Raw genomic sequence first — 25,368 nt, forward strand, 5'->3', positions numbered from 1 at the left:
GTTGCCGCCATCAAGGAAGCGAGCAACGGACTTCCGATACTACACGGTTCGATCGCGATTATTTCGCTTTCGAATTGATGATCGCTTCCGACACGTTCGACGGCGTCTCCGCGTAATGCTTGAACTCCATCGTGTAGGTCGCGCGGCCTTGCGTCAGCGAGCGCAGCGACGTCGAGTAGCCGAACATCTCGGCAAGCGGCACTTCCGCGCGCACGAGCTTGCCGCCGCCGCCCGCGATGTCCTCCATGCCCTGCACGATGCCGCGCCGGCCCGAGAGATCGCCCATCACGTTGCCCATGAAGTCCTCGGGCGTCTCGACTTCGACGGCCATCATCGGTTCGAGCAGCACGGGCTTCGCCTTGCGCATCGCTTCCTTGAAGGCCATCGAGCCCGCCATGCGGAACGCGTTTTCGTTCGAATCGACATCGTGATACGAGCCGAAGGTGAGCCGCACTTTCACGTCGACGACCGGATAGCCTGCGAGCACGCCGGCCTTCAGCGTTTCCTGAATGCCCTTGTCGACGGCGGGGATGAACTCGCGCGGAATCACGCCGCCCTTGATCTGGTCGACGAACTCGTAGCCCTTGCCGGGGTCCGGCTCCAGCGCGATCACGGCGTGACCGTACTGCCCGCGTCCGCCCGACTGCTTGACGAATTTGCCTTCGACATCCTCGACCTTGTTGCGCACGGTCTCGCGATACGCGACCTGCGGCTTGCCGACCGTCGCCTCGACGCCGAACTCGCGCTTCATCCGGTCGACGAGAATCTCGAGGTGCAGCTCGCCCATGCCGGAGATGATCGTCTGGCCCGATTCCTCATCGGTCGTCACGCGGAACGACGGATCTTCCTGCGCGAGACGGTTCAGCGCGATGCCCATCTTTTCCTGATCGGCCTTCGTCTTCGGTTCGACGGCCTGCGAGATCACCGGTTCAGGGAAGATCATCCGTTCGAGGATGATGACGTTCTGCGGATCGCAAAGCGTGTCGCCGGTCGTCGCTTCCTTGAGACCGACGGCCGCCGCGATGTCGCCCGCGCGCACCTCCTTGATTTCCTTGCGCTCGTTCGCGTGCATTTGCAGAATCCGGCCGAGGCGCTCCTTCTTGTCCTTCACCGGATTGAAGACCGTGTCGCCTGAATTCACGACGCCCGAATACACGCGGAAGAAGATCAACTGCCCGACGAACGGGTCGGTCATGATCTTGAACGCGAGCGCGGAGAACGGCTCGTCGTCGCTCGGATGACGCTCCGCTTCCTCGTCGTCTTCCGTGTGGCCGAGAATCGCGGGCACGTCGACGGGCGAGGGCAGGTAGTCGATCACGGCGTCGAGCATCGCCTGGACGCCCTTGTTCTTGAACGCGCTGCCGCAGAGCATCGGTACGATTTCGTTGGCGATCGTGCGTTTGCGCAGCGCGCCCTTGATCTCGTCCTCGGTCAGGCTGTTGTGGTCTTCCAGATACTTCTCGAGCAGCTCTTCGCTCGCTTCGGCGGCGGCCTCGACCATCTTCTCGCGCCACTCGTGCGCGAGATCCTTGAGGTTGTCGGGAATTTCCTCGTAGGTGAACTTGATGCCCTGGCTCTCGTCGTCCCAGACGATCGCCTTCATCTTCACGAGGTCGACGACGCCCTGAAAGTGATCTTCCGCGCCGATCGGAATCTGGATCGGCACCGCGACGCCCTTCAGCCGGTCGCCGATCTGCCGCTGCACGCGAAAGAAGTCCGCGCCGACGCGGTCCATCTTGTTGACGAACGCGATGCGCGGCACCTTGTACTTGTTCGCCTGACGCCACACGGTTTCCGATTGCGGCTGCACGCCGCCGACCGAGTCGTAGACCATGCACGCGCCATCGAGCACGCGCATCGAGCGCTCGACTTCGATCGTGAAGTCGACGTGCCCCGGCGTATCGATGATGTTGATGCGATGTTCCGGATAATTGCCGGCCATGCCTTTCCAGAAGGCCGTCGTTGCCGCGGAGGTAATCGTGATGCCGCGTTCCTGCTCCTGCTCCATCCAGTCCATCGTGGCCGCGCCGTCGTGCACTTCGCCGATCTTGTGCGTCACGCCGGTGTAGAAAAGGATGCGCTCGGTAGTCGTAGTTTTGCCGGCATCGATGTGAGCGCTGATTCCGATATTCCGATAGCGCTCGATGGGAGTCTTGCGGGGCACGTGAACCTCCTGTGGTTTGAGTCGGCGCGGCGTGTGAAGCCAACGCGAATGCGTCGCGCCGAATCTTTTTAGGATAGCGCGTCGGCAGGCTCTTTGCAGGAATCCTGCCAGCCCGGCGCAAGCGACTTCCCGGACGCAAAAAAACCGGCGTGTCGTGCGACGACGCCGGTTGTTCGGGCGGGCAAGAAGCGCGTTACTGCGCGCGCGGCAAGCCTTTGATCTGCGTGCCCGGCTTGATGCCTTTCGCGGCAAACCATCCCTTCGGCATTTCGAGCGCATACACGCCGTTGTTGCGCGGGCAGTGGTTGTTCTCGGTTTCGGCCTGCATCTCGTCGATGTCGGTGATCGTGCCGTCCGCGCGGATGAACGCGATCGACAGCGGGATCAGCGTGTTCTTCATCCAGAAGCAATGCACGGCGTTTTCATTGAACACGAAGAGCATGCCTTCGTTCGGTGCGAGCTGCGTGCGATACATGAGACCTTGCTCGCGATCGGCATCGTTCGCGGCGACGGCGGCGTCGATCACATACATGCCCGCGGTCAGCTTTGCACGCGGAAAGTCGGACGGCTGCTTGGCGCCGGGCGGCATCGTCTGCGCCTGTGCGAGCGGCAATGCGGCGAAGGGCAGGGCAAGCGCGATCACGCATGCGCGCGCGAGCTTGCCGAGGTTGATTTGTTGATTGAAGAAGCGCGAGACGAGATTCACGGCAAAGCTCCCTTTCTGATCGATGGCTTGCGCCTGAGCCGGACAAACCCCGCGCATGTTACTCGATGCGCAGGCACAAAACAAAAGGGCAGACGCCTTGCGGCCATCTGCCCTTTGAACGCCGTAAGGACGGCGGTAATGCTCGTTCTTGACTTCGCTATACCGCCTCTTACAAAAAACTTACTGAGCTGCCGAAGCGGCTGCCGGAGCCGACGCAGCGGCTGCCTTCTTGTGCGACTTCGACGACTTGTGCGACGTCTTCTTGTGAGCCGACTTGTGAGCCGACGAAGCAGCTGCCGGAGCAGCAGCGGCCGGTGCCGAAGCTTCTTGTGCGAAAGCAGCGGTTGCGAACAGGCCAGCGACGAGAGCAGCGATCAGTTTGTTCATCTGTGAATCCTCAGCTTGAGTTAATTAACCAAACGACCCGGTCATTGAGTCATGTCGGTAAACGAGCCACCTACCTTTCGGTTGACACTCGACATCGATAATTCAAATTCGATGCGACTGTGAACGCTTGAACCTTTCAAACTCCCTGGAGCACACAGGTAGTTGTAATCAGTTATTCGCTCATGCCGGATAGCTTTATGCGGCATCTGACGCCCTTAACGCGTCGCGTGAAGAGTCGGTTGACGCGATTTACAGAGAAAATTGCGCGGCGACAAAAAAATATCGGCGGCGCGATATGCGCTACTCGATCTCGATGACAGCACGTTTAAACACGTCGCACTAAACGATGCACACGGCCGATATTCAGGATAGTTGAATGCGATTCAACGAACGCGTTGCCACGGCGCGCGCGGGGCAACCTCGACGGTCTCGCCCGGCGCGAGGCCGAGCGTGAAGATATCGAGCGCGCCGATCGCGACGCGTACGAGCCGCAAGGTCGGAAAGCCGACTGCAGCCGTCATGCGCCGCACCTGCCGATTCTTGCCTTCGGTGATGGCGAGCTCGATCCACGTCGTCGGGATGGCGGCGCGATAGCGGATCGGCGGATTGCGTGGCCAGAGCGCTTCGATGTCGCGTTCGTCGACGAATGCGCTGCGGCACGGCTGCGTCACGTAATCGCCGAGATCGACGCCTTTCGAAAGACGCGCGAGCGCGGCTTCGTCGGGCGCGCCTTCGACTTGCGCCCAATAGCGCTTTACCAGCTTGTGACGCGGCTCCGCGATGCGGGCCTGGAGCGCGCCGTCGTCGGTGAGGAGGAGCAGGCCTTCGCTATCGGCGTCGAGTCGGCCCGCGGGATACACGCCCGGCGTCTTCACCCAGTCGCCGAGCGACGCGCGCGTCTCGTGCGCCGAAAACTGGCAGATGGTGCCGAAGGGCTTGTTCAGGGCGATAAGTGACATGCGAGGCGCGCGGCGTGGTCGGATGCGGCATCTTAAAGCATGCGCGCGGCGGCTTTCGGGCGCGCCGGGACAAGCCAGCATGGTTAGAATGATGAAGTGAACTTCATCGCGCGGGTTCATCGCCCGCGCATGCTGCATCGCATCGCTCTCTATCCAGTTTGCTTGCTTCCATTCAAGCCCGGCCTTATTTGGAGTCGACCATGCCGTATCAGCACATCAAGGTTCCGGAAGGCGGTGACAAGATCACCGTCAACGCGGACTTCTCGCTCAACGTCTCGGATCAGCCGATCATCCCGTATATCGAGGGCGACGGCACGGGCGTCGACATCACGCCGGTGATGATCAAGGTCGTCGATGCGGCGGTCGAGAAGGCCTACGGCGGCAAGCGCAAGATTCAATGGATGGAAATCTTCGCGGGCGAAAAGGCGACGCGCGTCTACGGCCCCGACGTGTGGCTGCCGGACGAAACGCTCGAAGTGGTGAAGGATTTCATCGTGTCGATCAAAGGGCCGCTCACGACGCCCGTCGGCGGCGGCATCCGCTCGCTGAACGTGGCGCTTCGTCAGCAACTCGATCTCTACGTGTGTCTGCGTCCGGTGCGCTACTTCAAGGGCGTGCCGTCGCCGGTGCGCGAACCGGAGAAGATCGACATGGTGATCTTCCGCGAGAATTCGGAAGACATCTACGCGGGCGTCGAATGGCCGGCGGATTCGCCCGAAGCGAAGAAGGTCATCAAGTTCCTGCGCGAAGAAATGGGCGTGAAGAAGATCCGCTTCCCTGATTCGTCGGGACTCGGCATCAAGCCCGTTTCGCGCGAGGGCACGGAGCGGCTCGTGCGCAAGGCGATCCAGTACGCGATCGACAACGATCGCCGCTCGGTGACGCTCGTGCACAAGGGCAACATCATGAAGTTCACCGAAGGCGCCTTCCGCGATTACGGCTACGCGCTCGCGCAGAAGGAGTTCGGCGCGGAACTGATCGACGGCGGCCCGTGGATGAAGGTGAAGAATCCGAAGTCGGGCAGCGATATCGTCGTGAAGGATGTGATCGCCGATGCGTTCCTTCAGCAAATCCTGCTGCGTCCCGCCGAATACGACGTGATTGCCACGCTCAACCTGAACGGCGACTACATCTCGGACGCGCTCGCGGCGCAGGTGGGCGGCATCGGCATCGCGCCGGGCGCGAACATGTCGGATTCCGTCGCGATGTTCGAGGCGACGCACGGCACGGCGCCGAAATACGCGGGCAAGGACTACGTGAATCCCGGTTCGGAAATTTTGTCCGCCGAAATGATGCTGCGCCATCTCGGCTGGTTCGAGGCGGCGGACCGCATCATTTCGTCGATGGAGCAGTCGATTCTTTCGAAGCGCGTCACGTACGACTTCGCGCGTTTGATGGAAGGCGCGACGCAAGTATCGTGTTCGGGTTTCGGAGAGGTGATGATCGAGAATATGTGAGGACTCACCTCGATTCGATGTGGTAAATAAAAACCCCGGAAGGCCTACGCCTTCCGGGGTTTTTATTTCGCGCACATGCCTCATATGCGTGCAACGCGCGAGGCATGAAAAAACCCGGCGCGAAGGCCGGGTTTCACGAGGCTAAGTCGATCGAACGGTCAGGCAGCGTCCTGAATGTTCGAAGCTTGTTTGCCTTTCGGTCCCTGGACGATCTCGAAGCTGACCTTCTGGCCTTCCTTGAGCGTCTTGAAACCGTTCATTTGAATCGCCGAGAAATGTGCGAACAGATCCTCGCCGCCTTCATCGGGCGTGATGAATCCGTAGCCTTTCGCGTCGTTGAACCATTTGACCGTACCAGTAGACATTCGTACTTCCCCTCTAACTCTTGTCGCACCCAGAGCACGCTCGAAAAGCTCGACGGCACACCCCACAATGTGAACCGCCCCCTCCTCACAAGCTCACCTCGGCCTCTTTTTTCGTCCGTGGTTGGCCCCCGGAAAAAAGTGCCAGTTTGATTGTTAAATCTCTTAAATCGGGTGTCAAGGAATTTTTGGGATAGCCGTTAAGCTCGTTGCAAAGAGCGCATTCGTAGGGTAATTCCTGCTTTGCGTGTGTGCTGCCGTCCAAGCAAGTCATCTTGAAAAGTCGCATAATCGACTCACTTGTGTGATACCCGGCGGCCCGCAGCGCTTGGTGCTCGGTTTGTTTTTTTTGAAGCTGTGCGATACTGGTTTCGACGAGGTGCAAGCGGGCCGCGCCGAAATGTTGGGCAGCGGCAGGATTCGATGGGCGACACCTGTGCGAGTGCGGTTTTCAGCGACACATTCCGACCGGGCGGTCGGTGCTGGAGCGGCGATTGCGAGGACGTCCGTGATGTTTAGAATGGGTGTATGGCGATCAATCCCAACAAGCAGGATGGCACGGTACTGGAGCGGCAGGAGCAGAAGCTCAAGAAGCCGGCCATGTACAAGGTGGTGCTGCTGAATGACGACTTCACGCCGATGGAATTCGTCGTGATGATCGTGCAGGAATACTTCAATAAGGATCGTGAGACCGCGACGCAGATCATGCTCAAGGTTCATCGCGAAGGCAGGGGAGTTTGTGGGGTCTACACGCGAGACATTGCGTCGACCAAAGTTGAGCAAGTCGTTAGCCATGCACGGCAAGCGGGGCATCCGCTGCAGTGCGTGATGGAGGAAGCATGATTGCCCAGGAACTGGAAGTCAGTCTGCACATGGCGTTTATGGAAGCACGTCAGGCGCGGCATGAGTTCATAACGGTCGAGCACCTGTTGCTCGCCCTGTTGGACAATCCGACCGCGGCTGAAGTGTTGCGCGCCTGCGCAGCCAACATTGAAGATTTGCGTCAGAACCTGCGCAATTTCATTCATGACAACACGCCGACCGTGCCCGGCACGGACGACGTCGATACTCAGCCGACGCTTGGTTTCCAGCGCGTGATCCAGCGCGCGATCATGCACGTGCAATCGACTTCGAATGGCAAGAAGGAAGTGACCGGCGCGAACGTGCTGGTCGCGATCTTCGGCGAGAAGGACTCGCACGCGGTGTACTACCTGCAGCAGCAGGGCGTCACGCGTCTCGATGTCGTGAATTTCATTTCGCACGGCATTGCGAAGACGAATAGCGGCGACGCCGCCAAGGCGAGCAGCGAAGCGAATCCGGAATCGGAAGACGCCGCTGCGCAGAAGGAAACGCCGCTCGCGCAGTTCACGCAGAACCTCAACCAGCTCGCGAAGGACGGCAAGATCGATCCGCTGATCGGCCGTGAACTCGAAGTCGAGCGTGTGGTGCAGGTGCTGTGCCGCCGTCGCAAGAATAATCCGCTGCTCGTCGGCGAAGCCGGCGTCGGCAAGACGGCGATCGCCGAGGGCCTCGCATGGCGCATCACGCGCGGCGAAGTGCCGGACATCCTCGCCGATGCACAGGTCTACTCGCTCGACATGGGCGCGCTGCTCGCCGGCACGAAGTATCGCGGCGATTTCGAGCAACGTCTGAAGACGGTGTTGAAGGAACTGAAAGAGCGTCCGCACGCGATTCTGTTCATCGACGAAATTCATACGCTGATCGGCGCGGGCGCGGCATCGGGCGGCACGCTCGACGCATCGAACCTGCTGAAGCCGGCGTTGTCGTCGGGTCAGTTGAAGTGCATCGGCGCGACCACGTTCACGGAATATCGCGGCATCTTCGAGAAGGACGCGGCGTTGTCGCGGCGTTTCCAGAAGGTCGATGTCACCGAGCCGTCCGTCGAACAGACGGTGGCGATTCTGCGCGGCCTCAAGACGCGCTTCGAAGAGCATCACGGCGTGAAGTATTCGTCGGGTGCGCTGTCGGCGGCGGCGGAACTGTCGGCACGATTCATCACGGACCGTCATCTGCCGGACAAGGCCATCGACGTGATCGATGAAGCGGGCGCGGCGCAACGCATCCTGCCGAAGTCGAAGCAGAAGAAGACCATCGGCAAGAGCGAGATCGAAGAGATCATCTCGAAGATCGCGCGCGTGCCGGCGCAGAGCGTGTCACAGGATGACCGCAGCAAGCTCCAGACGCTCGATCGCGACCTGAAAGCCGTCGTGTTCGGTCAGGATCCGGCGATCGACGCGCTGTCGGCGTCGATCAAGATGGCGCGCGCGGGTCTCGGCAAGCTGGACAAGCCGATCGGTGCGTTCCTGTTCTCCGGCCCGACGGGCGTCGGCAAGACGGAGGTCGCGAAGCAGTTGGCGTTCACGCTGGGCATCGAACTGCTGCGCTTCGACATGTCGGAGTACATGGAACGCCATGCGGTCAGCCGTCTGATCGGCGCGCCGCCGGGCTATGTCGGTTTCGACCAGGGCGGTTTGCTGACCGAAGCCGTCACGAAGAAGCCGCATTGCGTGCTGCTCCTCGACGAAATCGAGAAGGCGCATCCGGACATCTACAACGTGCTCTTGCAGGTGATGGACCACGGCACGCTGACTGACAACAACGGACGCAAGGCGGATTTCCGCAACGTCATCATCATCATGACGACGAACGCGGGCGCCGAGGCAATGGGCAAGGCGGTGATCGGCTTCACGTCGCGACGCGAGTCGGGCGACGAAATGGCCGACATCAAGCGCATGTTCACGCCGGAGTTCCGCAACCGTCTGGACCAGATCATCAGCTTCCGTTCGCTGGACGAGGAAATCATCCTGCGCGTGGTCGACAAGTTCCTCATGCAACTGGAAGATCAGTTGCACGAGAAGAAGGTCGATGCGGTCTTCACCGATTCGCTGCGCAAGCACCTGGCGAAGCACGGTTTCGATCCGCTGATGGGCGCGCGTCCGATGCAGCGTCTGATTCAGGACACGATCCGTCGCGCCCTGGCCGACGAGCTCCTGTTCGGCAAGCTGGTCAACGGCGGCCGCGTGACGGTCGATGTCGATGCGGACGACAAGGTGCAGCTGACGTTCGACGAAAACTCGGCGCCGCCGCGCAATCCGAATCCGGAAGCGATCGAAGTGGATTAACGCGTTTAAGGCGGGACGATAAGCGTGGACTCGAAAGAGCCCACGCTTTTTTTTTGCGCGTTTCACAACAAGCCGTTCCATGCTCAAGCATGTTTAATGTATCCGTGTCCCATCCCATGAGTCTCGAAGTCCAGATGATGCGCGCAAACGAGCAAGCGCGTTTCTGTTTGCGTCCTCACGGGTTGAGCGTTCCGACCATGATGTTGATCGAGCTGATGGTTACGATGCGCAAGTCTTTATCTCCAGTTGTACCTGAGAGCCGAAACTTGCCGTGTTCCCCGTTATTGCTGTGAAACGAGACTGCCGATGAGGGTTTTACGAAGTCCGGCGACACTCCGAATATGGTGAAAAATCTCCAGCCGATTCCTTGCATGCACGACGAATCGTGGTGATCGTCGGGGCTCGCCAGTACGGTTTCCAGGGGCGGGGGCGGAAGCGGGCCAAGGATGATTTCCTCGCAGTCATTGCCGTGTATGTCTGCATCTACTTGAATGGCGACAAGGTAGAACAGGCCGTTATACGACGTCGGAAACATTTGCGCGGTGTAGGTGTTGGAGTAGAAACTCACTTGAGCCACATCGAGCTTACTTACTACGGTAGAAGTTGTTTCGCCCAGAAGCGCCTGCCCATCACGGCCGGGGTTGCAGACTGATTGGACGCCAGCGTCATTGGAGTAAAACCAATGGTCATAGAATTTGAATCCGCTGGCAGGCGGTGCAAGGCCGGACAGCGAGACGGTGGGAAATTCCAGTGCGAGCTGGTAGTTGTCTGAAAACATACATTCTTGGGCCATGATGCACTCCTAGAGATATGACTGTGAATCCTAAATAAAGCGGCGCGGATTAATCCAATTGGATCGAGTATTGAAGCGGTCTACATGGCTACCTCCACGGGTTTATTAAGTCAGAGTCGACAACAAACGTTTGAATCGGAATTTCGCAGCGGAGACGTGCGTGAAAACATTGGGCTCATCGTCAAGCGATGAACTCGATGCTGTCTCGAGCAACGCGCCGAGATAGCTGCAGTTATGTTGATGGAGATAGTCCGCGCGTTCTTTTGCTGTAGGGAGTTATAGGTTTGTAATGTCAAAATAACTGTGAAGGTTTGTAATACGCGCAAGCGATTTGATTGCGAGAATTTTCCTATTTGAAAGTTCGATATTTTGGATCGTTAAACAAAAACGCGGATTATCTAAAAGATAATCCGCGTTTCATCGGTAATGGAACTGATCAGTGGGACGATCTATGTCTCGTCCCAGCGCGAGTGCATTCGCTTTCAGTGTTTCCCGGTACTTCCAAATCCACCAAGCCCGCGCTCGCTCGCTTCGAAATCATCGACGATATTGAACTGCGCCTGCACAACCGGCACGATCACCATCTGTGCGAGACGCTCCATCGGGTTCAGCGTGAACGCGGTGTCGCCGCGATTCCACGTCGAAACCATCAGTTGGCCTTGATAATCCGAATCGATCAGCCCAACGAGATTGCCGAGAACGATGCCATGCTTGTGACCCAGACCCGAGCGCGGAAGGATCACCGCGGCATAGCCGGGATCGGCGAGATGAATGGCGAGGCCGGTCGGCACGAGCACGGTCTGATGCGGCTCGATGACGAGCGGCGCATCGAGGCACGCGCGCAGATCGAGGCCCGCGCTGCCGGGCGTGGCGTAGGCGGGCATGAAGTCGCGCATGCGCGCATCGAGAATCTTGACGTCGAGTTTCATAAATCGAGGCGTTATTGAATGGAATGGCCGAGCTCGAAAGCATCGGCGGGAAGTCGATAGGAGCGCGTGCGCGCGGCGTCGAGTTCGGTCACGACAACAGCGTGCCGCCGGTCTTCGGCGCGCGTTTTGCGATCTCCGCGATCAGCGTGCGCGCGAGTTCCTGCTTGCCGGCGCGCGGCAGCGGTGTCGTGCCGCTTTCTTCGAACAGCACGACTTCGTTGTCGTCGCGTCCGAACGTGAGCTGTCCGATATTGCCGATCAGCAGCGGCACGTTCTTGCGCTTGCGTTTCTCATCGCCATGAACCTCGAGATTGCCGCTTTCCGCCGCAAAGCCGACGCAAAAAGGCGGATTCGGCAGCTTCGCCACCGACGCGAGAATGTCCGGATTCTCGATGAAGTTGAACGTCGGCAACGCGTCGGCGGTCTTTTTGATCTTCTGCTCGCTGACGTGATCGACGCGCCAGTCCGCCACCGCGGCGACCGCGATGAAGATGTCGGTGTCAGGGGTCGCGGCCATCACCGCATCGTGCATTTCCTGCGCGGTCTGCACGTCTTCGCGATACACGCCCCACGGCGTCGGCAGGGAAACCGGACCGGCGACGAGATGCACGTCCGCGCCCGCCTGCGCCGCCGCGCGTGCGAGCGCGAAGCCCATCTTGCCCGACGAACGATTGGTGATGCCGCGGACCGGATCGAGCGGCTCGAAGGTCGGACCGGCGGTAATCAGCACGCGCTGGCCGCCCAGAATCTTCGGCTGAAAGAACGCGCAGATCGCTTCGAACGCGGCTTCGGGCTCGATCATGCGGCCGTCGCCGACTTCGCCGCACGCCTGCGAGCCCGAATCCGGACCGAGCACTTCGACGCCATCGGCGCGAAGCTGGCTGACATTGCGCTGCGTCGGCGGGCTTTGCCACATCTGGCGGTTCATCGCGGGCACGACGAGCAGCGGGCAATCGCGCGCGATGCACAACGTCGAAAGCAGGTCGTCGCACATGCCATGCGCGAGCTTCGCCATGAAGTCGGTCGAGGCGGGCGCGATGACGATCGCATCCGCTTCGCGCGAAAGATCGATGTGCGGCATGTTGTTCGGCATGCGCGCATCCCACTGCGACGTGTACACGGGACGGCCCGACAGCGCCTGCATCGTGACGGGCGTGATGAACTGCGTGGCCGCTTCGGTCATCACGATCTGCACGGTCGCGCCGGCCTTGACGAGCAGGCGCGTCAGTTCGGCGATCTTGTAGCAGGCGATGCCGCCGGTCAGTCCTAAAACGAGATGTTTGCCCGCGAGTTCCAACTTGCCTCCATCGCAAAAGAACACGGCTCCGTGAGAGGAGCCGCGTCGTGAATATCAACGTGAACCGCGCACGCGCCGCAGTTCGTCGAAAATCAGCAGGACCGCGCCGACGGTGATCGCGCTATCGGCGAGGTTGAACGCCGGCCAGTGCCACGCGTTCACATGAAAATCCAGAAAGTCGATGACGTGCCCGTACGCAATCCGGTCGATGACATTGCCGATCGCACCGCCCATGATGAGCGACAACGCCGTGCAGAACATGCGCTGCCCCGAATGGCGCTTGAGCAGATAGCAAATCACGATCGCCGCGACGACGCCCAACGCCGTGAACGCCCAGCGCTGCCAGCCGCCCGCCATCGCGAGGAAGCTGAACGCCGCGCCGCGGTTGTAGACGAGCAGCAGATTGAAAAAGGGCGTGAGCGCATGCGGATCGCCATAGGCGAACACGCGCTGCACGGCGATCTTCGTCAACTGGTCGAACAGAATGACGATCAGCGCGACGCCGAGCCACGGCGCGAGCGAACCGCTGCTCGCGGTTCTAACGGAAGTTTGCTTTGCCATCGTTCGAGCCATTTATGCCGCGCCTCGCGTTTCGCCTGCGCCGAAGAGATTGGAGAAGCAGCGGCCGCAGAGGCCCGGATGTTCCGGGTGCGAGCCGACATCGGCGCAATAGTGCCAGCAGCGCTCGCACTTCATGTAGCTCGACGCGGCGACATCGACGCCTTCTTCTGCTTCGCTCGCCACCTTTTCCACTTGCGCCGACGACGTGATCAGCACGAAGCGCAATGCATCGCCGAGACTCGCGAGTGCGTCGTAACGCGCGCCGCTCGCACGAACCACGACTTCCGCCTGCAGCGACGAACCGATCTGATTGGCCGTGCGCGCTTCTTCGAGCGCCTTGGTGACGTCGCCGCGCGCGCTGCGGATGAGCGTCCACTTGTCGAGCAGATCGCCGCCGTTCGCGATCTCCGGATACGTCGCGAAGACTTCCGTGAAGATCGTTTCCTGACCGGGCTTGAGCACCTTGTACGCTTCTTCGGCCGTGAACGACAGATACGGCGCGACGAGACGCAACAAGCCGTGCGCGATATGGAACAGCGCGGTTTGCGCGCTGCGGCGCTCGCGCGAATCGGGCTTCGTGGTGTAGAGGCGATCCTTCAGCACGTCGAGATAGAAGCCGCCGAGGTCTTCCGAGCAGAATGTCGCGATCTTCGCGACGACCGGATGGAATTCGTACTTCTCGTAGTGCGCGAGGGCGTCGTCCTGCAGATTGCGCGTGAGCGCGATGGCGTATCGATCGATTTCGAGCCAGTCCTGAACCGGCAGCGCGTTCTTGTCGAAATCGAAGTCCGACAGATTCGCGAGCAGGAAGCGCAGCGTGTTGCGGATACGGCGATACGTCTCCGTCACGCGCTTCAGGATTTCCTCGGAGATCGCGAGCTCGCCCGAATAGTCCGTCGATGCGATCCACAAACGGATGATTTCCGCGCCAAGGCGATTGGACACTTCGTGCGGATCGATGCCGTTGCCGAGCGACTTCGACATCTTGCGGCCTTCGCCATCGACGGTGAAGCCGTGCGTGAGCAGCGCGTCGTAGGGCGCGCGGCCGTCGAGCATCGACGCGGTGAGCAGCGACGAATGGAACCAGCCGCGATGCTGGTCCGAGCCTTCGAGATAGAGATCGGCCGGAAACTGCAGCGAATCCTTGTGCGAGCCGCGCAGCACGTGCCAGTGCGTCGTGCCGGAATCGAACCACACGTCGAGCGTGTCGCGGTTCTTCTCGTACATGTTGGCTTCGTCGCCGATCAGTTCGCGCGGATCGAGCGATTGCCACGTTTCGATGCCGCCTTCCTCCACACGCTTCGCCACTTCTTCCAGCAACTCAAGCGTGCGCGGATGCAGCTCGCCGGTTTCCTTGTGCACGAAGAACGCCATCGGCACGCCCCACTGACGCTGACGCGAAAGCGTCCAGTCCGGGCGATTCGCGATCATGCTGTAAAGACGCTGCTTGCCCCATGACGGATAAAACGCCGTGTTCTCGACGCCTTCCAGCGCGATCTCGCGCAGCGTGCGGCCGCCGTCCTTCGGCTTCACGTCCATGCCGGCGAACCATTGCGAGGTCGCGCGATAGATGATCGGCGTCTTGTGGCGCCAGCAGTGCATGTAGCTGTGCGTGTACTTTTCGCTCTTGAGCAGCGATCCCGCGCCTTCGAGCGCTTCGACGATCTGCGGATTCGCCTTCCAGATCGAGAGCCCGCCGAACAGCGGCAACGATTCGATATAGCGGCCATCGCCCATCACCGGGTTGATGATGTCCGAGTCCGGCATGCCGTGCGCCTTGCACGACACGAAGTCTTCCACGCCATACGCCGGCGACGAATGCACGATGCCCGTGCCGCTTTCCGTCGTCACGTAATCGCCGAGATAGACCGGCGCCGTGCGCTTGTAGCCCGGATGCGCTGCCGCGAGCGGATGGTGGAAGCGCAGGTTCGCGAGCTTTTCGCCGGTCGTCGTCGCGATGACTTCGCCCGTCAGGCCGTAGTTCTGCAGGCACGCTTCGACGCGCTCCTGCGCGAGGATCAGGAGACCGCGCGGCGTATCGACGAGCGCGTAGACGATCTCCGGATGCACGTTCAGCGCCTGGTTCGCGGGAATGGTCCAGGGCGTCGTCGTCCAGATGACGATGCCGCCTTCCGTCTTCGGCAGCGCGGGCAGGCCGAACGCCTGCGCGGACTTCTCCGGTTCGGCGAACGCGAACATGACGTCGATGGTCGGATCGGTCTTGTCCTTGTATTCGACTTCCGCTTCGGCCAGCGCCGAGCCGCAGTCGAAGCACCAGTTTACCGGCTTCAGGCCGCGGAACACGAAGCCCTTCTCCATGATCTTGCCGAGCGCGCGGATCTCGCCCGCTTCGTTGGCGAAGTTCATCGTCTTGTACGGATTGTCCCAGTCGCCGAGCACGCCCAGGCGCCGGAAGCCGACCTTCTGTTTTTCGATCTGTTCGCCCGCATAGGCGCGCGCCTTCCGCATCACTTCGATGGCGGGCAGCGTCTTGCCGAACTGCTTTTCGATCTGGATTTCGATCGGCATGCCGTGACAGTCCCAGCCCGGCACGTAGACCGCGTCGAAGCCCGCGAGATTGCGCGCCTTGACGATCATGTCCTTCAGGATCTTGTTGACGGCGTGACCGAGGTGGATGTCGCCGTTCGCATACGGCGGGCCGTCGTGCAGGATGAACTTCTTGCGGCCCTTCGACGCCGCGCGGATCTTCTCGTAGATCTTGTTGTCCTGCCACTCCTTGACCCACGCGGGTTCGCGCTTGGGCAGGTCGCCGCGCATCGGGAAGGGCGTGTCGAGCAGGTTGACGGGATACTTCGAGGAGGCTTTTTCTTTCTTGTCGCTCATGGGTGACTCAGTGAATTCGGTGAGACGGCGCTCGTCTTTTAGCGCGCGGTGATTCGGAAGCGGGGCAGCGGACGGCACAAGAACGCGCCGCACGCTCACCTAATTCGGTCGGTCGCCGAGATGGCGAAGCCCGTCGCGCGGCTGCCGGCGTTGCTCGCGGGCGGCAGGCCGAAGTACGCGCGCGCGTTGTCGACGTCTTTCGCGATGGCGCGGCCGAGCGTTTCGAGGTCGACGTACTTCTCCTCGTCGCGCAGCTTTTTCAGGAATTCGACGCGCACGAGCTTGCCGTAGGCGTCGCCGTGCCAGTCGAGCACGAACACTTCGAGCAGCACGCGGCCGGAATCGTCGACGGTCGGGCGCAGGCCGAGGCTCGCGACGGCGGGCAGCGGTTCATCGGCGAGGCCGTGCACGCGCACGACGAAGATGCCCGCGAGCGCCGGCCGTTTGTGCGCGATCGGCAGATTCAGCGTGGGAAAGCCGAGATCGCGTCCGAGCTTCGCGCCGTGCACGACGTGACCGCTGATGACATACGGGCGCCCGAGCGCGACTTGCGCCGCGTCGAGATCGCCCGCGACGAGCGACGCCCGCACCGACGACGACGATATGCGCGTGCCGTTCGGATGCGCGACTGTTGCCATCTGCTCGACTTCGAAGCCGTATTTCTCGCCGGCGGCTTTCAACGACTCGAAATTGCCCGCGCGTTTCGCGCCGTAGCAGAAGTCGTCGCCGACCATGACCCAGCGCGCGTGCAGGCCATCGACGATGACGTTCTTCACGAACGTATCCGGCGATTGTCCCGCGAACGTCTTGTTGAAATGCTCGACCACCACGCGATCGACGCCGTTGGTGCGCAGCGCTTCGAGCTTGTCGCGCAGCATCGCGATGCGCGGCGGCGCGCCCGCCGGATTGAAGAACTCGCGCGGATGCGGCTCGAAAGTCATCACGCAGACCGGCAGGCCGCGCGCGTCGGCGGCTGCCCGCACATGCGCGAGCAGCGCCTGGTGGCCGCGATGGACACCGTCGAAATTGCCGATGGTCAGTGCGCAGGGCGCCCGGCTTTCGGCATTGGGGAGGCCGCGAAAGACTCTCACGATAGGCGATGGTCGGTGGGAGGGGCTGATGCTGCAAAGCGTTAGATTATAAACGCTCGCAAGGAGGACGGGCGCGAGCGCCCCGGCGCGATGCCTGACCGAACCCGTATGGCACGATTTTCGCACCCTTCGAATGATAAAATCCGCGGATGAAAAAAATCGTCATTCTGATCTCCGGACGCGGGAGCAACATGGAGGCCGTCGTGCGTGCATGCGCGCGCGAAGGCTGGCCGGCTCGCGTCTGCGCGGTCATTTCCAACCGGCCCGATGCCGCCGGGCTAGGCTTCGCGGCCGCGAACGGCATCGAAACGAAGGTGGTGGATCATCGTCAGTTCGACGGTCGCGAATCGTTCGATGCCGCGCTCGCGCGTGAAATCGATCGCTTCGAGCCCGATCTCGTCGTATTGGCCGGCTTCATGCGCGTGCTGACCGACGCCTTCGTCGCGAAATATGCCGGGCGCATGCTCAACATTCATCCGTCGCTGCTGCCGTGTTTTCCGGGCTTGCGTACGCATCAGCAGGCGCTCGACGCCGGCGTGCGCGTGCACGGCGCAAGCGTGCATTTCGTGACGCCGACGCTCGATCACGGGCCGATCGTCGCGCAAGGCGCGGTGCCGGTCGTCGCCGGCGACGATGCCGCCGCGCTCGCCGCGCGCGTGCTCAAGGTCGAGCACGACATCTATCCGCGCGCGGTGCGCTGGTTTATCGAAGGGCGTCTTTCTATCGAAGGGGAGCGCGTCGCGCTCACGCCGTCTGAGCCGCAATGGCTCTTTGCCGACATTGCCGGGGAGGGCGTATGAGGCTGCATGGATTTCTGATTGGACAAACCGAAACGCTGCTTGCGGACGTGCTCCGCTTTTCCGGCCCCGCCGATGCCGCGACGAGCCGCTTTTTCCGCGCGCATCCGAAGCTCGGGCACGGCGAGCGCGGCGTGATCGCCGAGGCGGTTTTCGCGGTGCTGCGCCGGAAGATGGAGTTTTCGCATCTCGCGGAAAGCGGCAGCGGCAACCAGGCGCGCCGTCTGGCGCTGCTCGGGCTGATGCAGACGGCCGGGCTCTCCGCGCTGAAGCCGTTCGTCTCGGCCGATGAGTATCAATGGCTCTCGCAAGTCTCGAAGATCGATCCGGCGAGCTTGCCGGTGCGCGTGCGGACCAACCTGCCGCAGTGGATCTACGACGCGATGGGCAAGCGCTTCGAGCCGGAGGAACTCGCGCAGCTCGCCGCCGCGCTGAACTATCCCGCGCCGCTCGATCTGCGCTCGAATCCGATCAAGGCGGATCGCAAGGTCGTGCTGAAGGCGCTGACCGAAGCGGGCATCGACGCCGGCGAAATGCCGTTCGCGCCGTTCGGCATCCGCGTGGACGGCAAGCCGGCGCTTACGCGTCTCGCGCCGTTCCAGGAAGGCTGGATCGAAGTGCAGGACGAGGGTAGCCAGTTGCTCTGCTCGCTGATGGCCCCGCGCCGCGGCGAAATGATCGTCGATTTCTGCGCGGGCGCGGGCGGCAAGACGCTCGCCCTCGGCGCGATGATGCGCTCGACCGGCCGTCTCTACGCCTTCGACGTGTCCGATCGCCGGCTCGCGAAGCTCAAGCCGCGGCTTGCGCGCAGCGGTCTGTCGAACGTGAATCCGGTGCTGATCGACAGCGAGCACGACGCGAAGATCAAGCGTCTCGCGGGCAAGATCGACCGCGTGCTCGTCGATGCGCCGTGCTCGGGCCTCGGCACGCTGCGTCGCAATCCGGATCTGAAGTGGCGCCAGTCGCCCGCGACCGTCGCGGAACTCACGCCCAAGCAGCTCTCGATCCTGTCGAGCGCCGCGCGCCTCGTGAAGACCGGCGGCCGTCTCGTCTATGCGACCTGCTCGATGCTCGAAGCGGAGAACGAAGACGTCGTGAAGCAGTTCCTCGAGACGCATCCGAACTTCCGCGTCGTGCCCGCGCGCGACGTGCTGGCGGAACAGCGCATCGATCTCGATACGGGCGAATTCCTGTCGCTGTGGCCGCACAAGCACGGCACCGACGGCTTCTTCGCGGCGGTGCTGGAGCGCGTGCCGGACGCCGCAAAAGCGCCCAAAGCGGCCGAAGAAACCGCGTAAGCAATGCAGAACCACTTCCTGAACGAACTCTCCGCGCGGCTCTTCCGCGATTTCGGCGAGCCGGAAGTGATCTGGCAGGTGGCCGCGCTCGTCGGCCTGCTCGTAGTGGCGTGGTGGTGCGCGCGTCTGCTTCGCAAGAAGCTCGATGCGCGCCGCCAGTCGCGTTTCGAAGCCGTGCGCTTCGGCGCGGAAAGTCTCAACAAGGCGCTGTTTCCGTTGCTCGGCACGGTTTTCGTGTCGATCGCGCAGGTCGTGCTCGCGCCCTTCATCCATACGTCGCTGTTGCGGCTCGCGCTCGTGCCGCTGTGCGGCATCACCGTCATCTACACGATGCTCTACGTCGCGCGGCGCGTGTTCAGCCGCGGCCAGACGGAGCACGAGGCGAACGCGCTGCTGTATCTCTTCGAGAAACTCGTCACCGTGATCGTCTGGGTGACGATGGTGCTCACCGTCATGGGCATTCAGGACGACGTCGTCCACTGGATGGCGAGCGTGCGCTTCAACTTCGCGAACGCGCACATGACGCTGCTCTCGCTCGCCTCGGGCGTGCTGTGGGTGTGCGTGACGCTGATCGTCGCGATGTGGGCGGGCGCGCTGCTCGACGACCGCCTGATGCGCGCCCGCTCGCTCGACGCGAATCTCAAAGTGGTGCTCGCGCGCGTCGGCCGCGCGCTGATGATCCTCGCCGCCATTCTGGTGAGCTTGTCGATCGTCGGCATCGACATCACGGTGCTCGGCGTGTTCGGCGGCGCGCTCGGCGTCGGGCTGGGCTTCGGCTTGCAGAAGATCGCGAGCAATTACGTATCGGGCTTCATCATTCTGCTGGACCGCTCCTTGCGGCTCGGTGACATGATCAATGTCAGCGGAAATCAGGGCACGGTCACGCAGATTCGCACCCGATACACGGTGGTGCGCGGCCTCGACGGCATCGAAACGCTGATTCCGAACGAAAAGCTCATCACCGACGTGGTGCAGAACCATTCGTCGTTTCTCACGCGCGGCAACGCGAAGATCGCGGTGCAGGTGAGCTATCGCTGCGACGTCGAACGCGCGATGCAGTTGCTCGTCGAAGCAACGCAGGGCGTCGAGCGCGTGTTGCAGGACCCGGCGCCCGCGGCACTGCTCGCGAGCTTCGGCGCGGACGGAATCAATCTCGAACTGAGCTTCTGGATCGAAGAGGCCGCCAAAGGTACAGGCGGCGTAAAGTCGCACGTAAATCGGGCGGTTTGGCGGTTATTCTGCGAGCATGGCATTGAAATCCCGTACGCTCAGCGCGAGATAAGGATTATCGACGGCGTGCCCCGCCCGGGCGGCGAATCGGTACTTAATGCCGGAAGCGGCGGTGAAAGCGCTGCGCCTGCCGCCTGATCGCTGATCGTCAGAACCAATCTTTCGATTTGGCGTCGGAATCAACACCAATTCGGGGCGTGAGTTTTTCCTCGTTTTGGTACGATTCAAAAAATTTCACCTTTAGGACAAAGACTTGGAACGCATGCAGTAGAATGCGATCGAACTTGCGCACGTTCCTTTCATGTGCCCAACGCGTTGTTCGAAGTCTGTTCGACCGGCCATTTTTCCCGAATTTCACAGCTACACAGGTAACTGCCTTGCTGAATTCTTCCCTTGAATTTCTCGCCAACGGATTGCTGGACTTCTCCTGGTGGCAGATTCTGCTGTTCACGCTTGCGATGACTCACGTCACGATCGCCGGCGTCACGATTTACCTGCACCGTTGCCAGGCGCATCGCGCGCTGGATCTGCATCCGGTCGCGAGCCACTTCTTCCGTTTCTGGCTGTGGATGACCACCGGCATGTTGACCGGCCAGTGGGCGGCGATCCACCGCAAGCACCACGCGAAGTGCGAAACCGAAGAAGATCCGCACAGCCCGCAGACGCGCGGCATCTGGAAGGTGCTGCTCGAAGGCGCGGAGCTTTATCGCGCGGAAGCGAAAAACGAAGAAACCATGCGCAAGTTCAGTCACGGCACGCCGAACGACTGGATGGAACGCAACGTCTACACGCGTTATCCGATCCTGGGCATCAGCATCATGATGGTCATCGACGTGGCGCTGTTCGGCATCGTCGGTCTGTCGGTCTGGGCCGTGCAGATGATCTGGATCCCGTTCTGGGCGGCGGGCGTCGTCAACGGTCTCGCGCACTGGTGGGGCTACCGCAACTTCAATTCGTCGGATGCATCGACGAACATCTTCCCGCTCGGCATTCTGATCGGCGGCGAAGAACTGCATAACAACCATCACACGTTCGCGACGTCCGCGAAGCTGTCGAGCAAGTGGTACGAGTTCGACATCGGCTGGCTGTACATCCGCATGATGTCGATGGTCGGCCTCGCGAAGGTCAAGAAGGTCGCGCCGACGCCGAAGCTCGCCGCCAGCAAGGCCGTCGTCGATCAGGACACGCTGCAGGCCGTGCTCGCCAACCGCTACGAAGTGATGGCGCGCTACGGCAAGACGCTCAAGCACGCCTACGCGCAGGAACTGGCGAAGCTGAAGGAGGCCGGCGCGCGCGAGAAGTATCAGTTGATGCGCGGTGCGCGCAAGTGGTTCCACAAGGAAGAAGACGGCCTGAACGAGCCGCAGTTGAAGCAACTGCCGGAGCTGACTTCGGATAATCAGAAGCTGCGCACGTTCATCGAGCTGCGCAAGGATCTGTCGGCAATGTGGGATCGCTCCAACGCATCGCGCGAGCAACTCGTCACGCAATTGCAGGACTGGTGCCATCGCGCGGAAGAAAGCGGCATCAAGGCGCTGCAGGACTTCGCGTTGCGTCTGCGCCGCTACGCCTGACGCGCGATATCCGTTAAAATTTAAGGACGTCACAAGACCCCGCTCTGGCGGGGTCTTTGTTTTTGTGCAGCCGATTCTTGCGTTACGTTGTTGGCACGGAGCAGGGGACAGGGACATGGAAGCGATCAGGAGCGTCGAGTACGACCGGCCGCAAGGCCTGACGTGTGGAGTGGGCGAAGCGTGGGCGCGCGTGCCGGACGCACCGTCGGCCGAACGGAAGCGCGAGTTGAAGGAGCGCATTCGCGCGTTGCTCAAGCGCGAAGAAGCCGTGCTCGTCGCGCACTATTATGTCGACGCTGAGCTCCAGGAACTCGCCGACGAAACTGGCGGCTGCGTTGCCGACTCGCTCGAAATGGCGCGTTTCGGCCGCGATCATGCTGCGAAAACGCTGGTCGTCGCGGGCGTGCGTTTCATGGGCGAGACGGCCAAGATTCTGAGTCCGGACAAACGCGTGCTGATGCCCGACCTCGACGCGACCTGCTCGCTCGACCTCGGCTGCCCGGCCGACGAATTCTCAGCATTCTGCGACGCGCATCCGGACCGCACGGTCGTCGTGTACGCGAACACGAGCGCGGCCGTGAAGGCGCGCGCGGACTGGATGGTCACATCGTCGATCGGGCTTGAAATCGTCGCCGATCTACACGCGCGCGGCGAAAAAATTCTGTGGGCGCCGGATCGTCACCTCGGCAGCTATATCCAGAAGAAGACCGGCGCGGACATGCTGCTGTGGCAAGGTTCATGTCTCGTCCACGACGAGTTCAAGGGCATCGAGCTCGATTTGCTGCGCAACGAATATCCCGACGCGAAAATCCTCGTGCACCCGGAATCGCCGGAAGGCGTCGTCGCGCTCGCGGATGTCGTCGGCTCGACCACGCAACTCATCGACGCCGCGGTGAAGCTGGACGCGAAGCGCTTCATCGTCGCGACGGACCTCGGCATCCTGCACAAGATGCGGCTCGCCGCGCCCGGCAAGATTTTCATCGAAGCGCCGACCGCCGGGAACAGCGCGACCTGCAAGAGCTGCGCGCACTGTCCGTGGATGGCGATGAACGGTCTCGCCAATCTCGCCGACGTGCTCGAACGCGGTCACAACGAGATTCACGTCGATCCGGCCATCGGGCAGCGCGCGCGCGTGCCGATCGATCGCATGCTCGACTTCGCGGCGCGTCACAAGAAACGCGTGCAGGCGAGCGGCGATCTCGCCAAGGACGGAACGCTGTTTTCGAACGTGGGAGCCGCGTGATGACGTATCCGGCGATTTTCGAGGAAGTCCGCAAGCAATACGGCGAAGCATTCGACGATGCGCTCGGCCGCAATGTCGTCGATGCGCTCGAAGAAGACGTCGGCACGGGCGATCACACCGGGCGCCTCGTGCCCGCCGACGCCCGCCGCACCGCGCGCATCATCGTGCGCGAGGAAGCGGTGCTGTGCGGCGCGCCTTGGTTCGACGAAGTCATGCGCCGCGTCGATCCGACGATCGAAGTCGAATGGCAGTATCGCGAAGGCGATCGCATGGCGGCCAACTCGACGGTCGTACTGCTGCACGGCCCGGCGCGCTCGCTTCTGACGGCGGAGCGCAACGGCCTCAACTTCCTGCAATTGCTGTCGGGCGTCGCGACCGCCACGCGCCGCTATGTCGACGCGATCGAAGGCGCGCGCGCACGGATTCTGGACACACGCAAGACGCTGCCGGGCTTGCGGCTCGCGCAGAAATACGCGGTGCGCGTCGGCGGCGGCGCGAATCAGCGCCTCGCGCTCTACGACGGCATTCTCATCAAGGAAAACCATATCGCAGCGGCGGGCGGCGTCGGCGCGGCGATGGATGCGGCGCTCGCGCTGAAGGCGGGCGTGCCGATTCAGATCGAGGTCGAAACGCTGGAGCAACTCGAGACGGCGCTCGCACATCGGGCCGAATCGATCCTGCTCGACAACTTCACGCTCGACATGATGCGCGACGCGGTGCGCATCACGGCCGGGCGCGCGTTGCTCGAAGTGTCGGGTGGCGTGAACTTCGACACGGTGCGCGCGATCGCGGACACGGGCGTCGATCGCATTTCCATCGGCGCGCTCACAAAAGACCTGCGCGCGACCGATTTCTCGATGCGTCTGCTCTAAAGGCTCGTGCGGCGCGCGGCCGGCGGCATCAGCACCGTCGGCAGCGCTTTCGGCAAGGTCGCGGGCCAGTCGCGGCTGTAGTGCAGGCCGCGGCTCTCGCGGCGCGAGCACGCGCTTTCGACGATCAGCGACGCCACATCGACGAGATTGCGCAGTTCCAGCAGATCGCGGCTCACCTTGAAGTTGGCGTAGTACTCGTGAATCTCGTCGCGCAGCAGCGCGATGCGATGTTGCGCGCGCGCAAGGCGCTTGTCCGTGCGCACGATGCCGACGTAATTCCACATCAGGCGGCGCAGCTCGTCCCAATTGTGCGCGACGACGACTTCCTCGTCCGGATCGGACACGCGGCTTTCGTCCCAGTCGGGCAGTTGGGCGTGACAACCATTCGAGAAGCCGTCCGCTTCGATCGCCTGCGCCGCCGCGCGCCCGATCACGAGGCATTCCAGCAGGGAATTGCTCGCGAGCCGGTTCGCGCCGTGCAGACCCGTGTACGACGTCTCGCCGACCGCATACAGCCCCGGACGATCCGTGCGCCCCGCGAGGTCCGTGACGACGCCGCCGCAGGTGTAATGGGCGGCGGGCACGACGGGAATCGGCTCCTTCGCGATATCGATGCCGAATTCGGCGCAGCGCGCGAGGATCGTCGGAAAGTGCTCTTCGAGAAACGCGCGCGGCTGGTGGCTGATGTCGAGATACACGCAATCGATGCCACGCTTCTTGATCTCGAAGTCGATCGCGCGCGCGACGATATCGCGCGGCGCGAGTTCGGCGCGCTCGTCGTGCGCGGGCATGAAGCGCGTGCCGTCCGGCAGACGCAGCACGCCGCCTTCGCCGCGCACCGCTTCGGAGATCAGAAACGACTTCGCATACGGATGGAAGAGGCACGTCGGATGGAACTGGATGAACTCCATGTTCGCGACGCGGCAACCCGCGCGCCACGCCATTGCGATGCCGTCGCCGGTCGCGGTGTCGGGATTGGTCGTATAGAGATAGACCTTGCCCGCGCCGCCTGTCGCGAGAACGGTGTGCGGCGCCTGGATCGTCACGGTGCGGCCCGAGTTCAGATCGAGCGCGTAGAGGCCGTGACAGCGATGGCCGGGCAGCCCGAGACGGTCGGACGTGATCAGGTCGATCGCGTAGTGATCTTCGAGGACGGTGATGTTCGGATGGTTGCGCACGCGTTCGGAAAGCGTCGTGACCACCGCGTGGCCGGTCGCGTCGGCGGCGTGGATGATGCGGCGATGACTGTGACCGCCTTCGCGCGTCAGATGGAAGCCGAGTTCGGCGGAGACATCGCGCGTGAAGGGCACGCCTTCGTCGATGAGCCATTCGATCGCGGCGCGCCCGTTTTCGACGATGAAGCGCGTCGCGGCTTCGTCACACAGTCCGCCGCCCGCGACGAGCGTATCGTCGACGTGATTGTCGACGCTGTCGGCGGAGTCCAGCACCGCCGCGATGCCGCCTTGCGCCCAATCGCTCGCGCCGACGCTCGCCGCGCGCTTCGCGAGAATCGCGACGCGCCGCGTCTCGGCCAGATTGAGCGCGACGCTCAGACCCGCGAGGCCGCTTCCTACGATCGCCACATCGAAATTCATGCTGCCGGTTCTCCGTCCGTGTTCTTCGTCGATAGCCGGCAAGCATAACGCGCATGAACATTCCGT

General features: G+C 62.1%; 21 protein-coding genes. 9 read left to right on the plus strand and 12 right to left on the minus strand.

Features of this window, described 5'->3' with window-relative positions:
• Nucleotides 1-58: 58 nt before the first annotated feature.
• The 4 genes from fusA to NCR93_RS03070 all read right to left on the minus strand — a co-directional run bounded on the left by fusA (nucleotide 59) and on the right by NCR93_RS03070 (nucleotide 4,216).
• A complete protein-coding gene (fusA, locus tag NCR93_RS03055; protein WP_008351216.1) occupies nucleotides 59-2,164 on the minus strand; it encodes an elongation factor G in 2,106 nt (701 codons plus the stop codon).
• 193 nt (nucleotides 2,165-2,357) lie between these two features.
• Entirely contained in the window at nucleotides 2,358-2,927 is a 570-nt protein-coding gene (locus tag NCR93_RS03060; RefSeq protein ID WP_008351215.1) for a DUF192 domain-containing protein, read from the minus strand.
• 123 nt (nucleotides 2,928-3,050) lie between these two features.
• Nucleotides 3,051-3,257: a hypothetical protein gene (locus tag NCR93_RS03065; RefSeq protein WP_075583544.1), complete on the minus strand. Its 207-nt coding sequence runs from the start codon at nucleotides 3,255-3,257 to the stop codon at nucleotides 3,051-3,053.
• Nucleotides 3,258-3,640: 383 nt separating this feature from the next.
• The gene (locus NCR93_RS03070; RefSeq protein WP_008351207.1) at nucleotides 3,641-4,216 is read right to left on the minus strand and encodes a pseudouridine synthase; all 576 of its coding nucleotides are present in this window, start codon (nucleotides 4,214-4,216) and stop codon (nucleotides 3,641-3,643) included.
• Between the two features lie 200 nt (nucleotides 4,217-4,416).
• On the opposite strand from NCR93_RS03070, the gene icd reads away from it, so the two are divergent.
• On the plus strand, nucleotides 4,417-5,673 hold the full coding sequence (icd, locus tag NCR93_RS03075; RefSeq protein WP_008351202.1) for an NADP-dependent isocitrate dehydrogenase: 1,257 nt from the start codon (nucleotides 4,417-4,419) through the stop codon (nucleotides 5,671-5,673).
• A gap of 158 nt (nucleotides 5,674-5,831) precedes the next feature.
• Here icd and cspD read toward each other — a convergent pair whose 3' ends face one another.
• Nucleotides 5,832-6,038, minus strand: a complete 207-nt coding sequence (cspD, locus tag NCR93_RS03080) for a cold shock domain-containing protein CspD (protein ID WP_008351201.1) — start codon at nucleotides 6,036-6,038, stop codon at nucleotides 5,832-5,834.
• A gap of 525 nt (nucleotides 6,039-6,563) precedes the next feature.
• On the opposite strand from cspD, the gene clpS reads away from it, so the two are divergent.
• A complete protein-coding gene (clpS, locus tag NCR93_RS03085; protein ID WP_008351199.1) occupies nucleotides 6,564-6,878 on the plus strand; it encodes an ATP-dependent Clp protease adapter ClpS in 315 nt (104 codons plus the stop codon).
• Nucleotides 6,875-9,178 carry an ATP-dependent Clp protease ATP-binding subunit ClpA gene (gene clpA / locus NCR93_RS03090; protein WP_008351197.1) on the plus strand — a complete coding sequence of 768 codons (2,304 nt, stop codon included), beginning with the start codon at nucleotides 6,875-6,877 and terminating at the stop codon, nucleotides 9,176-9,178. The genes clpS and clpA overlap by 4 nt, the downstream gene beginning before the upstream one ends.
• A 175-nt stretch (nucleotides 9,179-9,353) precedes the next feature.
• Here the strand turns inward: clpA and NCR93_RS03095 are convergent, their stop codons facing one another.
• From NCR93_RS03095 to NCR93_RS03120, 6 genes are all read right to left on the minus strand, one after another.
• A complete protein-coding gene (locus NCR93_RS03095; protein WP_175982816.1) occupies nucleotides 9,354-9,971 on the minus strand; it encodes a hypothetical protein in 618 nt (205 codons plus the stop codon).
• Between the two features lie 482 nt (nucleotides 9,972-10,453).
• Nucleotides 10,454-10,900 carry a dUTP diphosphatase gene (gene dut, locus NCR93_RS03100; RefSeq protein WP_175982815.1) on the minus strand — a complete coding sequence of 149 codons (447 nt, stop codon included), beginning with the start codon at nucleotides 10,898-10,900 and terminating at the stop codon, nucleotides 10,454-10,456.
• 88 nt (nucleotides 10,901-10,988) lie between these two features.
• Nucleotides 10,989-12,197, minus strand: a complete 1,209-nt coding sequence (gene coaBC / locus NCR93_RS03105) for a bifunctional phosphopantothenoylcysteine decarboxylase/phosphopantothenate--cysteine ligase CoaBC (RefSeq protein ID WP_175982814.1) — start codon at nucleotides 12,195-12,197, stop codon at nucleotides 10,989-10,991.
• Between the two features lie 54 nt (nucleotides 12,198-12,251).
• Nucleotides 12,252-12,770, minus strand: coding sequence for a signal peptidase II (gene lspA, locus NCR93_RS03110; protein ID WP_033537118.1), 519 nt, complete (start codon nucleotides 12,768-12,770; stop codon nucleotides 12,252-12,254).
• Nucleotides 12,771-15,602: an isoleucine--tRNA ligase gene (ileS, locus tag NCR93_RS03115; RefSeq protein WP_034472965.1), complete on the minus strand. Its 2,832-nt coding sequence runs from the start codon at nucleotides 15,600-15,602 to the stop codon at nucleotides 12,771-12,773.
• A gap of 95 nt (nucleotides 15,603-15,697) precedes the next feature.
• Nucleotides 15,698-16,693 carry a bifunctional riboflavin kinase/FAD synthetase gene (locus tag NCR93_RS03120; protein WP_008351191.1) on the minus strand — a complete coding sequence of 332 codons (996 nt, stop codon included), beginning with the start codon at nucleotides 16,691-16,693 and terminating at the stop codon, nucleotides 15,698-15,700.
• A 149-nt stretch (nucleotides 16,694-16,842) separates the two neighbouring features.
• Between NCR93_RS03120 and purN the strand changes: the two genes are divergently transcribed.
• The 6 genes from purN to nadC all read left to right on the plus strand — a co-directional run bounded on the left by purN (nucleotide 16,843) and on the right by nadC (nucleotide 23,707).
• Nucleotides 16,843-17,493 (plus strand): phosphoribosylglycinamide formyltransferase, encoded by a 651-nt coding sequence (gene purN, locus NCR93_RS03125; RefSeq protein WP_175982813.1) that lies wholly within the window; start codon nucleotides 16,843-16,845, stop codon nucleotides 17,491-17,493.
• Entirely contained in the window at nucleotides 17,490-18,788 is a 1,299-nt protein-coding gene (locus tag NCR93_RS03130) for an RsmB/NOP family class I SAM-dependent RNA methyltransferase (RefSeq protein ID WP_008351189.1), read from the plus strand. The genes purN and NCR93_RS03130 overlap by 4 nt, the downstream gene beginning before the upstream one ends.
• 3 nt (nucleotides 18,789-18,791) lie before the next feature.
• Nucleotides 18,792-20,156, plus strand: a complete 1,365-nt coding sequence (locus tag NCR93_RS03135) for a mechanosensitive ion channel family protein (RefSeq protein WP_175982812.1) — start codon at nucleotides 18,792-18,794, stop codon at nucleotides 20,154-20,156.
• A 239-nt stretch (nucleotides 20,157-20,395) separates the two neighbouring features.
• Nucleotides 20,396-21,592 carry a DesA family fatty acid desaturase gene (locus tag NCR93_RS03140; protein ID WP_175982811.1) on the plus strand — a complete coding sequence of 399 codons (1,197 nt, stop codon included), beginning with the start codon at nucleotides 20,396-20,398 and terminating at the stop codon, nucleotides 21,590-21,592.
• 115 nt (nucleotides 21,593-21,707) lie between these two features.
• Entirely contained in the window at nucleotides 21,708-22,835 is a 1,128-nt protein-coding gene (gene nadA / locus NCR93_RS03145) for a quinolinate synthase NadA (RefSeq protein ID WP_034472958.1), read from the plus strand.
• Nucleotides 22,835-23,707: a carboxylating nicotinate-nucleotide diphosphorylase gene (gene nadC / locus NCR93_RS03150; protein WP_175982810.1), complete on the plus strand. Its 873-nt coding sequence runs from the start codon at nucleotides 22,835-22,837 to the stop codon at nucleotides 23,705-23,707. The genes nadA and nadC overlap by 1 nt, the downstream gene beginning before the upstream one ends.
• Here the strand turns inward: nadC and nadB are convergent.
• Entirely contained in the window at nucleotides 23,704-25,302 is a 1,599-nt protein-coding gene (gene nadB / locus NCR93_RS03155; protein ID WP_008351184.1) for an L-aspartate oxidase, read from the minus strand. The two genes, nadC and nadB, sit on opposite strands and share 4 nt — an antisense overlap.
• Nucleotides 25,303-25,368: the final 66 nt, after the last annotated feature.

Source organism: Caballeronia sp. ATUFL_F1_KS39 (assembly GCF_023630985.1).
Classification (GTDB): Bacteria; Pseudomonadota; Gammaproteobacteria; order Burkholderiales; family Burkholderiaceae; genus Caballeronia; species Caballeronia zhejiangensis.

Bases quoted from the DNA above. Each gene is read 5' to 3' on its own strand.
- NCR93_RS03060 (WP_008351215.1), bottom strand. From the start codon at position 2,927: ATGCGCGGGGTTTGTCCGGCTCAGGCGCAAGCCATCGATCAGAAAGGG.
- NCR93_RS03065 (WP_075583544.1), bottom strand. From the start codon at position 3,257: ATGAACAAACTGATCGCTGCTCTCGTCGCTGGCCTGTTCGCAACCGCT.
- NCR93_RS03070 (WP_008351207.1), bottom strand. From the start codon at position 4,216: ATGTCACTTATCGCCCTGAACAAGCCCTTCGGCACCATCTGCCAGTTT.
- icd (WP_008351202.1), top strand. From the start codon at position 4,417: ATGCCGTATCAGCACATCAAGGTTCCGGAAGGCGGTGACAAGATCACC.
- cspD (WP_008351201.1), bottom strand. From the start codon at position 6,038: ATGTCTACTGGTACGGTCAAATGGTTCAACGACGCGAAAGGCTACGGA.
- clpS (WP_008351199.1), top strand. From the start codon at position 6,564: ATGGCGATCAATCCCAACAAGCAGGATGGCACGGTACTGGAGCGGCAG.
- clpA (WP_008351197.1), top strand. From the start codon at position 6,875: ATGATTGCCCAGGAACTGGAAGTCAGTCTGCACATGGCGTTTATGGAA.
- NCR93_RS03095 (WP_175982816.1), bottom strand. From the start codon at position 9,971: ATGGCCCAAGAATGTATGTTTTCAGACAACTACCAGCTCGCACTGGAA.
- dut (WP_175982815.1), bottom strand. From the start codon at position 10,900: ATGAAACTCGACGTCAAGATTCTCGATGCGCGCATGCGCGACTTCATG.
- lspA (WP_033537118.1), bottom strand. From the start codon at position 12,770: ATGGCTCGAACGATGGCAAAGCAAACTTCCGTTAGAACCGCGAGCAGC.
- ileS (WP_034472965.1), bottom strand. From the start codon at position 15,602: ATGAGCGACAAGAAAGAAAAAGCCTCCTCGAAGTATCCCGTCAACCTG.
- purN (WP_175982813.1), top strand. From the start codon at position 16,843: ATGAAAAAAATCGTCATTCTGATCTCCGGACGCGGGAGCAACATGGAG.
- NCR93_RS03130 (WP_008351189.1), top strand. From the start codon at position 17,490: ATGAGGCTGCATGGATTTCTGATTGGACAAACCGAAACGCTGCTTGCG.
- NCR93_RS03135 (WP_175982812.1), top strand. From the start codon at position 18,792: ATGCAGAACCACTTCCTGAACGAACTCTCCGCGCGGCTCTTCCGCGAT.
- nadA (WP_034472958.1), top strand. From the start codon at position 21,708: ATGGAAGCGATCAGGAGCGTCGAGTACGACCGGCCGCAAGGCCTGACG.
- nadC (WP_175982810.1), top strand. From the start codon at position 22,835: ATGACGTATCCGGCGATTTTCGAGGAAGTCCGCAAGCAATACGGCGAA.
- nadB (WP_008351184.1), bottom strand. From the start codon at position 25,302: ATGAATTTCGATGTGGCGATCGTAGGAAGCGGCCTCGCGGGTCTGAGC.